This is a genomic window from Novosphingobium beihaiense (assembly GCF_022832375.1).
Taxonomy (GTDB): Bacteria; Pseudomonadota; Alphaproteobacteria; order Sphingomonadales; family Sphingomonadaceae; genus Novosphingobium; species Novosphingobium beihaiensis.
The window spans coordinates 56,215-68,870 of sequence record NZ_JALHLG010000033.1 but is presented as its reverse complement, the minus strand read 5'-3'; the positions used below and the strand labels follow the sequence as shown (position 1 = coordinate 68,870).

Here is a 12,656-nt window from a genome sequence, read left to right as displayed (position 1 = left end):
GTCGCGACGGACCGCGAATTGCGGCGCCAGGTCGGCATGGGGCCGGAAGTCAGCGAGGACCGCTTCCTCGTGCCCGGCGCGCGGCTGATGGAACTGGCGGTCAGGGACGGAAGGGCCGGGGCGGGGTAAGCGGCCCTCAACACCCCGTTATACTCATCGTTCGTGTCGAGCGAAGTCGAGACACGTATGAGTCAGGCGAACGTGTCTCGACTTCGCTCGACACGAACGGGAGTTTGCCCTGTCTACTTCTTCTTGCCGCCCACGCCCTTCAGATAGGCTTCCATGCCCTTGATGTAATCCGGATTGAGCATGAGGCCGGAATTGGCCATGCGCTCGACATGGCGGGCGGAATCGCGGCCCACTTCGGCGCACAGTTCGATGGCGACTTTGGCCGCGCCCATCTGCTCGCCGTTCTGCTTGGCAAGGTGTTGGCAGAATTCCATCACCTCCTGTTCGAAAGTCTCGTCCTCGAAGACCTGATGGACGAGGCCCATGGTCATGGCCATCTCGGCAGGGGCAGGCTTGTTGGCCATGATCAGCCAGCGCGCCCAGTGCGGGCCGCACAGGCGCGTAAGGCGCGAGACGCCGCCCGAGGCGGGCAGCACGCCGAACAGCCCTTCGGGAAAGGCATAGGCGGCGCTCTTTGCGGCGAGGCGGAAATCGCACGAGAGGCTCATTTCCAGTCCGCCGCCCACGCACATGGCGTGATGCGCGACGACGATGGGCTTTTCCACGTGCTCCATCTCGTCCCACAACTGCTGCATGTTGTTGAGGTTGAGCCGGTGGTTCTCGCGGATCTTGCTGGCCGAATTGGCCGTGACGTTCACTTGCGAGGCGATGTTGCGGTTGCCCCCGCGCAAGTCCGCGCCCGAGCTGAAATAGCGCCCGGTAGAGCGGATCAGCATGACCTTGAGTTCAGGCGTTTCACGCAGGCGCAGCACCGCCTCGGTGAGCAGGTCCATCATCTCGCGGCTCATCGCGTTGAGCTTGTCGGGCCGGTTCAGCGTGGCGATCAGAATGCCATCGGCCTCTTCGGTCAGCAGGTGCGGGGCTTCTTCGGTCATCGTCTGCAAGTCCTCAATTACGCGTGCTGCGGCGCCATCTTTTTATCCGGCCCATAATATCCGTTCGTCCCGAGCGAAGTCGAGGGACACTGACCGAGCGAAGCCGAGGTCGGCTACGTTGCAGGTTCTCGGCTGCGCTCGAACCAGTCCCTCGACTTCGGGCCTACAGCTCGAAGTTTATCCTGAGCATGTCGAAGGGCTCGGGACGAACGGGGACTGGAGGAGAGTTTCGCCTCTAATTCCGCGAGCGCGGCAGGCCCAGGCCCTTTTCGGCGATCATCGAGCGGTGGACCTGGCTGGTGCCGCCGTAGATGGTGGTGCCGTGCGCGTGGCGGTAGGCGAGGTTGACGTGATCGGCCGCGCCCTTGCGCTTGGACAGCGAGTAGGGTGCTGTCAGGTCGAGCAGGTCGCGCGAGTCGGTGATGAACAGTTCGGAGGAGAACATCTTCGCCATCGGCCCGTAGGCGCCGTTGCCCTTGCCGTGGACCTGCGTCCAGTTGGCGCGGTAGGCGATCATTTCGGAGGCCAGCACATTGGCATACGTGCGGGCCAGCCGGGTCTGCGCCTTGGCCGTGTCGATCAGCTTGCCGCCGCCCGCCACCGGGATGTCCCCGCACAGCTCCACCGCGCTTTCCAGCATGGCGCGCTGGACTTTTGCGAAGCCGCCGCCGTGCTCCAGTTCAAGGCTGGCCGCCATCGTGCGCCCGCCGCCGTTGATGGCGCCCAGGCGCCAGGTGTCGGGGATACGCACGTTGTCGTAGAAGGTGACGTTGGTGCGCTCGTCCATGAAGGTGTGGACCGCCTGCACCGTCACGCCTTCAGCTTTCAGCGGCACGATGAACATCGTCAGCCCCTTGTGCTTGGGCGCGTCCGGATCGGTGCGGCAGAGCATCAGCACATAGTCGGTGAGGTTGGCGCCGCTGGTCCACATCTTGGTGCCGTCGATCAGCCAGGAGCCGTCGTCCTGCTGCGTCGCCTTGCACTGCGCGGCGAAGACGTCCGAGCCGCAGCCGGGCTCCGAATAGCCCAGCGAACAGATCGCATCGCCCGACATCACCTTGCTCAGCACTTCCTGCTTCAGCTCGTCGGTGCCGAAGCGGTACATGATGAGGGCCACCATCTGCGCGACATTGGCGACCGGGTTGTTCCAGCCCTCTTCCTCGAAAGCATCGCGCGCGGCGGTGACAGCATAGGGATCGAGGCCCCGGCCGCCGACATCCTTGGGCAGTTGCAGATAGGCAAGGTTCGCCTGAACCAGTTGCTTGTGGATGACCGGATTGTGGCCTTCCCAGGAAAAGTGGAACTTCTCGCGCTGCTCGTCGGTCACGTTCTTCGCGAAGAACTCGTGTATTTCCCGCTGGATCGCGCGGGCATCCTCGCCGAGATCGAATTCCACCGGCACTTCGCCCGCATCGGGCAGGCTGGCAGCTTCGCCCGCATAGAGGCGCCGCCCGGCTTCGGCGAGCCAGTCTTCCGGATCGCCCGCGATCAGCGGCCAGGCCTTGGCGCGCAGGTTGTAGAGGTGAATGTCGTGCTCGGTGGTGAGGCCGATGCCGCCGAAGGTCTGCACCGCATGGCGCACCGTGCGGCCCGCGGCGCCTGCCGCATACCAGGCCGCGAGCGAGATCTGCGCCCCGGCGGCCGCTTCGCCGTCCGCGATCGAGCGCATGGCTTTCCACGCCAGGAACTTGGCGGAATCGATCTCGCAGATGAGGTCCGCCATCGGGTGCGACAGCGCCTGAAACGTGCCGATGAACACGCCGAAGGCCTTGCGCTCGCCCGCGTATTCGGCCGCCATCGTCAGTGCCTGACGGCTGAGGCCCGAAAGCGCCAGCGTGATCAGCAGCTTCCATTCCTCGATACCGCTGGCGAACGTGGCCAGCGCATCGGTGCCGCTGCCCAGAACGGTGGTTTCCAGCGCGCCGAGGTCCAGTTCAGCGATCGGGGTGGAAGCAAGGTTCGCTTCGGCCACGCGCGCGTCTGCCGGGACGGTGACAAGCACCACGTCATCGCCCTTGCGCGCCACCACGGCATCGGCAACCAGCCCGCCCGCAACCCACTGGCTGGGGAATTCGGCCACGTCCTGCATGGCGATGGTCACGACCTTCTCGCCGCTGACCGCGCTTTCGAGCAGCTCGCTCTGGCCGCCGAGCAGGCCGAGCAGGCGGGTGGCGACCAGCGCTTCGGCCAGCGGGCCGGAGGCGAGCGTGCGGCCCGCTTCTTCCATCAGCAGCCCGGCGTCGAACAAGCCGAGCCCCATGCCGTCCGCCTCTTCGGGAACGCGCATGGCGAAGGCGCCGAGTTCGGCGAGGCCTGCCCACATTTCCGCGTCGAAGCCGCCGGTATCCTGCGCCGCGCGGACCCGCGCCGGGGTCGAATTGTCGTCAAGGAAGCGCGCGAAGGTCTCGCGCATCATTTCCTGTTCGTCGGTCAGGTCGAAATTCATGACAGGCTATCCCGGGGATTATTGTTGTTGCTCGGTTCTTGCGCTGAGGTGCGCGTTTATTGGTCCTGACCATAGACGGCAGGGCCGTTCAATCCGTCATGCGCTGCAATCGCAGGCGCGATGGCTGGCGGGCCGTATGGCTTGCCGGAAGGGCGAGGGGTAGGCTGGCCTTCGCACAACAGACCCGTGCCGTGGCGCCGGGCGTCATGATGATAGAGGGGAGTAAGCCGTGTCCGGTTCGCAGTGCCGCGAACAGAGGCCTATCGCATCGCTGCCCGGCTACCGCCGTATCTTGCGCGTGGAGCCGGAGGAAGGGGCGGTTCTGGCCCTGCTCGAAGACGATCTGCATTGCATGGCGGTGCGGCTGCGCCACGATGGCGCCACGGTGCTGGCGGTGGAGCCTCTGATGGACCGGGTGCCCTGGTCGGTCTGCCCCGGTGCGGTGGAGGTTCTGAAGACGACATTCACTGGCGTGCCGCTGGCGGAGGTTTCGCCCCGGCGCGAGAAGCAGGCCAATTGCACCCATCTGCACGATCTGGCCGTGATCGCAGCAGCCCACGCTCTGGACAGGGGGCCTCTCGAATACCACATCTTCGTCAGCGACCCGCGCGAGGTGGATGGAGAGACCCGGCGCGATCTGGAAATCCGGCGCGAAGGCCGAGTGCTGCATCACTGGATCGAGCGCGCCGGAAAGTTCGCCGAACCGGCATCGCTTGCGGGCCTGACGCCGCTGACGATGCGGGACTGGATTGCTGGGCTGGAAGGCGAGGCGCAGGAAGCCGCGCGGCTGCTGCAATGGGCCTCGCTGGTAGCGCATGGCCGCAGCATGACCGACGAGCGCCGCCGCGCCGCGCTGGCCACGCGGCCCAATTGCTTCACGATGCAGCCCGAGCGCGTGGAGCGGGCGCGCATGGTGAGCGGGATGCACGATTTCAGCGCAGGCGGGCGCCAGCCGCTCGAAGGCCTGCATGACCGTTTCGAAGACGCTTACGGCCCTGAAGCCGGATAGTCCGGTCAATATACCAAGTGGGAGACGCGATATGGAAATGAACGACATGGTGATCATCAGCGTCGATGATCACATCAGCGAACCGCCCGACATGTTCAAGAACCACCTCTCGGGCGATCTTCTCGAATCCGCGCCGAAGATGGTGAAGGATGAAAACGGCAAGGACTTGTGGGTCTATCAGGGCCAGAGCTTTGCCTCGGTCGCGCTCAACGCCGTGGTCGGCCGCCCGTTCGAGGAATATGGCATGGAGCCGACCTCGCTCGATCAGCTTCGCGACGGCGTCTACAAGGTGGACGAGCGCGTGAAGGACATGGACGTCAACGGCATCGCCGCCTCGCTCAACTTCGGCTCGGTGTTCGATTTCGCGGGCGGGCGCCTGCACCGGGTGCCGGACAAGAAGCTCGCGGCCAGGCACGTCTCGGCCTATAACGACTGGCATATCGACGAGTGGTGCGCCGCGCATCCGGGCCGCTTCATCCCCTGCGCCATCCTGCCGACGTGGGACATGGACGCGACCATCGCCGAGCTGAAGCGGGTGTCGGCCAAAGGCTGCCACACCGTCTCGATCAGCGAGAACCCGACCTGCCAGGGCCTGCCTTCGATCCACAACGCCTACTGGGACCCGTTCTACAAGGCGATCAACGATCTCGACATGACGATCTGCCTGCACATCGGCGGCGGCAACCCGGCGCCGCATGCGTCGATGGAAACGCCGATCGAGGCGTGGATCTCGACGATGCCGATGTCGATCGCCTATGCCGCCTCGGACTGGCTGAACCTCAAGGCGCTGCATGACTATCCGGATATGCGCATCGCGCTTTCGGAAGGTTCGATCGGCTGGGTGCCCTATTTCATGGAGCGCGCGGACTTCTCGAACTCACGCCACAAATACTGGACGCATTCGCTGTTCCAGAACACCAAGCCGAGCGACATGTTCAAGAAGCACTTTCTCAACTGCTTCATCGACGATGCCTTCGGTCTGGATAATGTCGAGTACATCGGTGAGGACAACATCGCCTATGAATGCGACTATCCGCACTCCGACACGCTCTGGCCCGAAGTGCCCGAGCGCCTGTGGCCGACGATCAAGCACCTGACCGACGCGCAGATCGACAAGATCACGCACGGCAATGCCATGCGCTGGTTCCGTTTCGATCCGTTCCAGCACATCCCGAAGGAGCAGCTCACTGTGGGTGCGCTGCGCAAGAAGGCGCAGGAAGAGGGCGTCGATACCACGCCCAAGTCCTCGCTGGGCGAGCGCCCGCTGGCCGAAGGCGAAGTGCGCCCCGTTACGTCCGGCGACATCATGAAGATGTTCTCCCGCCACGAGGATTCCGATCATCTGGACCGCATGGCCGGGCAGGACGCCTGAGAAGTCCGCCCCGGAAGCCGCAGCATGGCGGGCAGCTTCCGGGGGCGGCGCCAGCCTGAAATGATCAGGGCCCCCGCGAGATATCCCGCGGGGGCCCTTTTCGTTGGGAGCTTGTGATAAAGTGCCGTTTCGCGGCCGCGTCAGGCGGCGTGCGGGAACGGCTCCACATTGGTGGTCACTTCGGGATCGGGCAGGCAGGCGCGCATGGCGTCGCTCATGCACTGGATCAGCCCGTCGTGATTGACCTTGTCGTCCTTGCCATAGACCACGGCGACGACCAGCGGATGGCCTTCGGGCTGGCGCGGCAGCAAGGCACAGAGCGCGTCGGCGCCGGTGCCGAAGCCGGTGGGACCGAACAGATGGCGCGGTTCGCGGCACGCATCGATGCGCTGCATCATGTCCGAGAAGTTGAACTTGCTGAGATCGTCCGCTTCGGCGTTGAGACGGCGGACCATGCCTTCGCAGCGCTGGCGCGCCACGGTGGACAGCATCAGCCAGCCCGCCGCATTGCTCACCAGCGGTTCCTTGACGCCGCCGGTCAGTTCACGGGTAGCGGCCATGGCACGCGGGCTGTGGCGCCAGTTGACGATCTGGGCATCGAGCCCGACCATAGAGAGCAGCGCGACCGAAAGGCCGGTCTGCGAAACGAGCCGGTCCATGAGGCGCACGATGCGTCCGTCACGCACCAGTTCAGGCTGGCCCGAGGTGCCCAGCAGCGCGGCGCGCGGCGTCAGGCTGTAGGCGCGGGAGTAGGGATCCTTGCGCAGCAGGCCGAGCTCGACCAGGCTCGAAAGAAGTTCCGATGTGCTCGATTGCGGCCGGTTGTAACGGCGCACGATATCCATGACCGTCGCCTCCCGGTGGGTGTCGTCGAAGTATTCCAATACTTCGATCACCCTGCGCGCGATCTTTGCCTTGTTCGATGATGTAGTCTTGCCAGCCATGAGGTCTCTCCTCCCTCTGAGTGGATGTGAAACTCGCTTCTTCCCCGAGTCGATCCCGGTGTCATTTTGTCCGAGTCGTGCTCAGAAAAATGAGCCGTGTTCGTTTTTTGCTCAGCTTGGTTAGCATCAACAATGCTGTTGATCAAGGGCTTCCGGTGTATACTGGACCAAGAAACTTGCATCAGGAAGCATTGTGATGTGAGGAGGCCGGAATAGCGGCATGATCCTGAAGGCGACTGTCAGGCCTGGAATGGGTGCTGGTCAACCGCGATCCGGCAGACGATGGCTGCGGCACGACGAACGGCAATGACCAGGGAGTAACGTAAAAGTCATGATTCCCGCGGCGTTCAGGGTTTCCGCACCGGAGCTGACTGGCGATGCCGGGCCATGGCGGGAACCTGCGGCATTCATCGATCTGGCAGGGGAAGAGAACGACGTTCCGCACATCCGCTTGCCGGCCTGTCCGGTGATCGGCGTGGGTGCGCGCGGCCATCCGCTGGCACACCGTCTGGATACAGTGATCGAATCCCATCGCGATGTGGGTGCGGTGAGCAAGGCCATTGTGGACCAGCCTTTGGCCGCGGCCGTAGTCACGCAACTTCTCCGCCAGCTTCCGGCACTGCCGCCCGAACAGGGACTGACGGCGGAGTCCATGGCCTATGCCGTGCTGCAGGGGAGCGCCGGGCACCGGGCATGGATTGCAGCGCAGCCCCGGCGCGAGGTTTTGCCCGAAGGAGAAGTGCGGCTTTCGCGGCAGGACGGCGAACTCACGGTTACGCTTGACCGGCCCGGGGCAGGCAATGCCATCGACCGGCCGATGCGCGATGGGCTGCATGAAGCGTTCGCGCTGGCCAATGCGGATGAGACGATCACGCGCGTGGTGCTGCGCGCGGAAGGCAAGGCGTTCAGTCTGGGTGCCGAGCTATCCGAATTCGGCACGACCACCGATCCGGCCACCGCGCACCGCATCCGCTGCCTGACGCTGCCTGCGCGCGAGGCGGTGCACTGTGCCGGGCGGCTGGAAGCCCGGATCGACGGGGCCTGTGTGGGGGCGGGCCTGGAACTGGCGGCCTATGCGCGCCGGATCACGGCGACGCCGCGTTCATGGTTCCAGCTTCCCGAACTGGCGATGGGCATCCTGCCCGGCGCGGGCGGCTGCGTCTCGCTGACGCGGCGGGTCGGGCGGCAGAGGGCTTTGCTGCTGATCCTGTCAGGACGCCGCATCAACGCGCGGCAGGCGCTCGCATGGGGGCTCGTCGACGCGTTGGTGGACAAGCTTGCCTGAAATCCACGTTGCCGCGACATCCGCACTGGAAAGGCGTTCGCGCGCTTCGGCCCAGGGGCGGCTGAGCAGGCAGAGGTCCGCCGCTTCTCCCGGTGCAATGGCGCGTTGCCGGGCGAGGTCAAGCGGATCGGCCAGATAGAGCCCGAGCGCCTCTTCCGGCGTCAGGGCCTCGTCAGGGCCGATTGCGATGCCTGCCGAGGTCCGGCGGCTGACGGCGGCGGCCATCGCCGCCCATGGATCGGGGCGGCCATAAGGCGCATCGCTGCCGCCCGCCATGGCAAGGCCCGCATCGCGCAGGCTGCGCAGGCGGTAGAGATCGCCGTGATCACGCGGCTCCACGTCCGCCAGATAACGGTCCCCGCGCTCGGCGATGAAGTGCGGCTGGACGCAGGCGTTCAGGCCCAGCGCGGCCATGCGCGCCACCAGTTCGGGCGAGGCGATCGAGACGTGTTCGATCCGGTCTCCCGGCAGCGTCCCGGCCTCTTCCAGCAGCGCCAGCGTGAAGACGAGTTCGACTTCGGTGACGCAGTGCACCGCCAGCGGCCGCCCTTGCCCGTGACCGGCGCGGATGAAGGCTACGGCATCCTCGAAACCGGGAAGGGCGGCCTCGTGCAGGTGGAGCTTGAGCGGGCCCAGTTTCCAGCCTTCCGGAGCGGTTTCGGCCAGAGACAGCGCGCCCGCCAGAACCAGCGATTGCACCAAAGTGCCCTCGGTCCTCTGCCGGGCGAAATGGCGGGCCATATCCGGATCGTTGCGAGGGGACATATCGGTGACGCCGGTGATTCCGAAGGCGGCGAGATCGTGGCTGATATCGCCCAGAGCAGGCGGCTGGCTGCCGAGCGCTGTTCGAAGCCAGGCATCCTCATCGAACAGGCGGCCGGTGAACTGCCCGCCTTGGCGCTCCAGTCCCTTGGGCGGGGCCGCGCGGGACAGCAGGTCTTCGAGCGCCATCGAATTGAGCAGCCACATCCGCCCGGTGCGGTGCTGAAGGCGCAAGGGACGGTGCGGTACGAGCCGGTCCAGCGCCTTGGCATCGGGCAGGGCGCCATCCAGCACGCTTTCGTGAAAGCCGGTGCCTCTGATCCATCCGTTGCCCGGTTGGCGCAGGGCGCGGGCAAGGGCTTCCGGGCCGGTCACTTGGGGCGGGCCGCAGGAAATGGAGGCCTTGTCTGCGGCCAGCCCGGCAAGGTGAATGTGATGATCGTGGAGCCCGGGCAGCAGCGTGCCGCCGCGGGCGTCCATGACGGTTTCGTTGGGACTTGGCTGCAGAGTTCCCATGGCGGCGATACGGCCATCCGCGATCCGCACGTCCTGCAGGCCTGAGCCCCAGACTTCGGCATTGCGGATCAGCACGGCGCCAGCTCCGGCAAGTACCGCGCGGTATCGGCGCCGATGGCGCGGACTTCGGCCTGCAAGGCGCGGCGCGGCACATGAGGGAAGGGCGCGCCGATCGAGGAGCCCCATGCTCTGAGCTCGGCATCGATCGCGGCGCGGTCGTGCGCGCGCTCTTCGGCCAACGCCATGGCGGCAATCGCGCTCATGGACAGGCCGATGCGCTGGGCCATGCCGCTGCGCAGCGCGGCGAGCCCTTCGCGCGCGGCGGTAATGCCGGTGAGCGGGTCGGCGACGGCGTCGCCCACGAAGCCGATTTCGCCGGTCAACTCCGCCATGGCGCGCGAGAGGCCGCCCGCCACGCCGCAATCGTTGCCGATGCCAACCCAGTTCGCCGCCTCGCCGCGCGCGCCGTGTCCGGTGACGGAAAGCCAGACAAGCCCCGGCACTTCGCGCACCAGCGCTTCGGCATCGATCCCAAGGTGCTTGAGTGCGCGCGGACGCGAAGATTCGATAACCACGTCCGCGCGGCGGATCAGCGCGATCAGAGCGGCTTTTTCGCGTTCGCTGGCAAAATCGACGAGGACATTGGCCTTGCCCTGATTGATGAGATCGAACGTCGCTGGATCGTCGCGCCGGATGAGGTCCGGGCGGGAGCGGCTTTCGACTTTCACGACTTCCATGCCCGCCTGCCAGAACAAGTGCCCGGCCAACGGCCCCGCCCAGATCGCGGAGAGATCGATCACCAGCGGACGATGCCCAGAGAGACGATGCCCAGAGAATTGTGCGGGAAATTTCCCCCACCTCCGCTCGTCCTGAGCTCGTCGAAGGGTGTCGGCCCCAGCGCTGCGCCAGCGTCCTTCGACAAGCTCAGGACGAGCGGGGCTTGCTGCAAAATTCCCATAGCTTGCCGTGGGCCCGCGTCCGCGATTCTGGCCCTGCATCAGGACCTCAACAGCGGGCGTTACGGGAACTTCGTCCGCCGAGGCGACCGGCAGGCCCAGTGCGCGCCCGCGTTCGACCAGTTCAGCACAATCGAACCGCGCGGCCGCAGCCCCGATGGCCCCTTCCACCGAACCGTCGAAACCGGCGTCGCAGAACAGCGCGGGCAGCAGTTCGCGGTCCACATCCCGGATCAGGGTGAGGGCGAACCAGCCGCCGTCGCGTGTTTTCAGCAGGCGGCTGCCGCCAAGCCCGGCGGAAATCCGGCCATTGATCGTGTAGCCATTGTTCGATCCCCGCTCGCCCATCAGCGCCGCACCCGAAAGCGCGGCAAGGGCGGGCAGGCCATGGTCATGCGCCATGGCCTGCAACTGCCGCCCGGCCCAGCGCGCCAGCGGCAGCGCCGGGCCGCACTGGCCCGAAGGGGAATGGGAAGGATGTGCGCGCGTTTGATCCATGGTGGAGCGAGAATAGCAGCTTTCGAAAACCGGAGCGGAGCGTACTTAATGCCGGAGCGCAGCGTACTTAATGCACGTGAGGGCTGGAAGCGCAGAAAGTTGCGGTTTGCAGTCCGCCATGAGGCAAATGCGCATGCATCCTAGTACGGTGGAAGCGAAGTTCGCTGCATAGTGGCGCCGCTCCCGCTAAGGCGGGAGCGGCGCTAATCATCCTTGTGCCATGCCGGCAGAAGCGGGAGCCCCGCCTTCGCGGGGATGACGGGAATAGTGATGAGAACTTCAGTTCCAGGTGACTAGTTTGCAAGGACGTCCTTGACCTTGCGCCGCAGCAGCTTGCCCATTTCATTGTAGGGCAGCTCTTCGACGAACTTGATCTTCTCGGGCACGCGTGAGGACCGCAGGCGCGAGCGGATCAGCGCCTTGAGTTCGTCTTCGGCAGGGGCTTCATGACCTTCGCGGACGACGATGGCGGTGCCCACTGCCTCGCCCCATTCCACCGAGGGGATGGCGCAGGCGCAGGCGTCGGCAATCGCAGGGTGGGTGAGCAGCACGTCCTCGATCTCGCCGGGAGACATGTTCTCGCCCCCGCGCACGATCACGTCGTCGGCGCGGCCGGAGAGGAACAGGTAGCCATGCTCGTCCATGTATCCGGCATCGCGGGTGGGGAACCAGCCTTCGGCATCGAGCGCGCTCTTTTCCTTGTACTCGCCCGAAACCTGATCGCCACGCACGTAGATCTCGCCCGCTTCGTTGGGGCCGAGCACTTCTCCGTTCTCGCCGCGGATCTGCATTTCGACGGTCGGGATCGGCTTGCCTAGCGAGGTCAGGCGGGCGCGCACCTTGGGATCATCGGACGCCAGCGCCTCGCGGTGATCGTCGGGGCCGAGCAGGGCCACGGTTGAGCTGGTTTCGGTCAGGCCATAGGCATTGGTGAAACCAGCGCCGGGGAAGCGCTCCAGCGCCTTGTGGATCACTTCCAGCGGCATCTTGCCGCCGCCATAGGCGATGGCGCGCAGGCTGGCGGTATCCGCGGCCACGCCCTTTTCCATGGCATCGACGATGCGTGCGAGCATCGTCGGCACCACGAAAGCATTGGTGACGGCTTCGGTCTGCACCAGTTCCAGCCAGCCTTCGGGCGAGAAGTTGGGCAGCATCACGATCTTGCGCTGCGAATAGATCGAGCTGAGCAGCGCCGAGATACCCGCGATGTGATAGGGCGGCACGACCACCAGCGCGGCTTCGGCCTCGTCGGCGGAACCGAACTCCACCGTGCCCAGGATATAGCCCAGCAGGTTCGAGTGGCGCAGGATCGCCGCCTTGGGCGCCGCCGTGGTGCCGCTGGTGAAGAGTTGGATCGCAATGCCTTCGCCCGGATCGTATTCGCGCGAGTCCGGCTCGGGCACGGTTTCCTGTGCCTTGAGCGTGAATTCCTCGCGCGAGAAGATCGTGTGCTCCTGATCGCCCGCGATGCGGGTGATGCGTTCCTCATCGCCCACCACCAGCGCCGGGGCGACGCGGCCGAGCAGGGCGGCCAGATCGGCATCGGGCAGGCGGTAGTTGAGCGGGCAATAGGGCACGCCCGCCAGGGCCGCGCCGAACACGGCGATCACCGCCGCCTCGCTGCTCTCGTCGAGCAGGGCGACGTATTCCGCCTCGCTCTCCTGGATCAGCTCGAAGGCGCCGCGCGCGGCGTCGAGCAGGTCTCCGTAAGTCCAGCGCTTGCCGTCGCAAACGAGGGCAATGCGGTCAGGCGCGGCTTCCGCCGCCATTTCGAGAAGGAGAGCGATGTTCATTGTCTGGTGCG

At 65.7% G+C, this 12,656-nt stretch carries 9 protein-coding genes; 3 read left to right on the top strand and 6 right to left on the bottom strand.

What is annotated here, in order from left to right; all coding sequences use genetic code 11:
* Positions 1–242: 242 nt before the first annotated feature.
* The gene (locus tag MTR66_RS16580) at positions 243–1,064 is read right to left on the bottom strand and encodes an enoyl-CoA hydratase/isomerase family protein (RefSeq protein WP_243923103.1); all 822 of its coding nucleotides are present in this window, start codon (positions 1,062–1,064) and stop codon (positions 243–245) included.
* A gap of 235 nt (positions 1,065–1,299) precedes the next feature.
* Positions 1,300–3,510, bottom strand: coding sequence for an acyl-CoA dehydrogenase family protein (locus tag MTR66_RS16575; protein ID WP_243923101.1), 2,211 nt, complete (start codon positions 3,508–3,510; stop codon positions 1,300–1,302).
* A 229-nt stretch (positions 3,511–3,739) separates the two neighbouring features.
* On the opposite strand from MTR66_RS16575, the gene MTR66_RS16570 reads away from it, so the two are divergent.
* Together MTR66_RS16570 and MTR66_RS16565 are read left to right on the top strand one after the other, a co-directional pair.
* The gene (locus MTR66_RS16570; RefSeq protein WP_243923098.1) at positions 3,740–4,519 is read left to right on the top strand and encodes a DUF2889 domain-containing protein; all 780 of its coding nucleotides are present in this window, start codon (positions 3,740–3,742) and stop codon (positions 4,517–4,519) included.
* A gap of 31 nt (positions 4,520–4,550) precedes the next feature.
* Complete coding sequence (locus tag MTR66_RS16565; RefSeq protein ID WP_243923096.1) at positions 4,551–5,891, top strand: amidohydrolase family protein; 1,341 nt, start codon at positions 4,551–4,553, stop codon at positions 5,889–5,891.
* A 140-nt stretch (positions 5,892–6,031) separates the two neighbouring features.
* On the opposite strand, the gene MTR66_RS16560 is transcribed toward MTR66_RS16565, so the two are convergent.
* Positions 6,032–6,835 carry a helix-turn-helix domain-containing protein gene (locus tag MTR66_RS16560; protein ID WP_243923094.1) on the bottom strand — a complete coding sequence of 268 codons (804 nt, stop codon included), beginning with the start codon at positions 6,833–6,835 and terminating at the stop codon, positions 6,032–6,034.
* Positions 6,836–7,166: 331 nt separating this feature from the next.
* Between MTR66_RS16560 and MTR66_RS16555 the strand changes: the two genes are divergently transcribed.
* Positions 7,167–8,120 (top strand): enoyl-CoA hydratase/isomerase family protein, encoded by a 954-nt coding sequence (locus tag MTR66_RS16555; protein WP_243923092.1) that lies wholly within the window; start codon positions 7,167–7,169, stop codon positions 8,118–8,120.
* On the opposite strand, the gene MTR66_RS16550 is transcribed toward MTR66_RS16555, so the two are convergent.
* From MTR66_RS16550 to MTR66_RS16540, 3 genes are all read right to left on the bottom strand, one after another.
* Positions 8,046–9,473, bottom strand: a complete 1,428-nt coding sequence (locus MTR66_RS16550) for an amidohydrolase (protein ID WP_243923090.1) — start codon at positions 9,471–9,473, stop codon at positions 8,046–8,048. The genes MTR66_RS16555 and MTR66_RS16550 overlap by 75 nt on opposite strands.
* Positions 9,467–10,852: a CoA transferase gene (locus MTR66_RS16545; RefSeq protein WP_243923088.1), complete on the bottom strand. Its 1,386-nt coding sequence runs from the start codon at positions 10,850–10,852 to the stop codon at positions 9,467–9,469. Before MTR66_RS16545 ends, MTR66_RS16550 begins: the two co-directional genes overlap by 7 nt.
* Positions 10,853–11,145: 293 nt before the next feature.
* Entirely contained in the window at positions 11,146–12,645 is a 1,500-nt protein-coding gene (locus tag MTR66_RS16540) for a class I adenylate-forming enzyme family protein (protein WP_243923086.1), read from the bottom strand.
* Positions 12,646–12,656: the final 11 nt, after the last annotated feature.

Excerpts from the sequence above, each read along its gene's own strand:
- MTR66_RS16555 (WP_243923092.1), top strand. The coding sequence starts at position 7,167 with ATGATTCCCGCGGCGTTCAGGGTTTCCGCACCGGAGCTGACTGGCGAT.
- MTR66_RS16575 (WP_243923101.1), bottom strand. The coding sequence starts at position 3,510 with ATGAATTTCGACCTGACCGACGAACAGGAAATGATGCGCGAGACCTTC.
- MTR66_RS16560 (WP_243923094.1), bottom strand. The coding sequence starts at position 6,835 with ATGGCTGGCAAGACTACATCATCGAACAAGGCAAAGATCGCGCGCAGG.
- MTR66_RS16540 (WP_243923086.1), bottom strand. The coding sequence starts at position 12,645 with ATGAACATCGCTCTCCTTCTCGAAATGGCGGCGGAAGCCGCGCCTGAC.
- MTR66_RS16565 (WP_243923096.1), top strand. The coding sequence starts at position 4,551 with ATGGAAATGAACGACATGGTGATCATCAGCGTCGATGATCACATCAGC.
- MTR66_RS16545 (WP_243923088.1), bottom strand. The coding sequence starts at position 10,852 with ATGGATCAAACGCGCGCACATCCTTCCCATTCCCCTTCGGGCCAGTGC.
- MTR66_RS16580 (WP_243923103.1), bottom strand. The coding sequence starts at position 1,064 with ATGACCGAAGAAGCCCCGCACCTGCTGACCGAAGAGGCCGATGGCATT.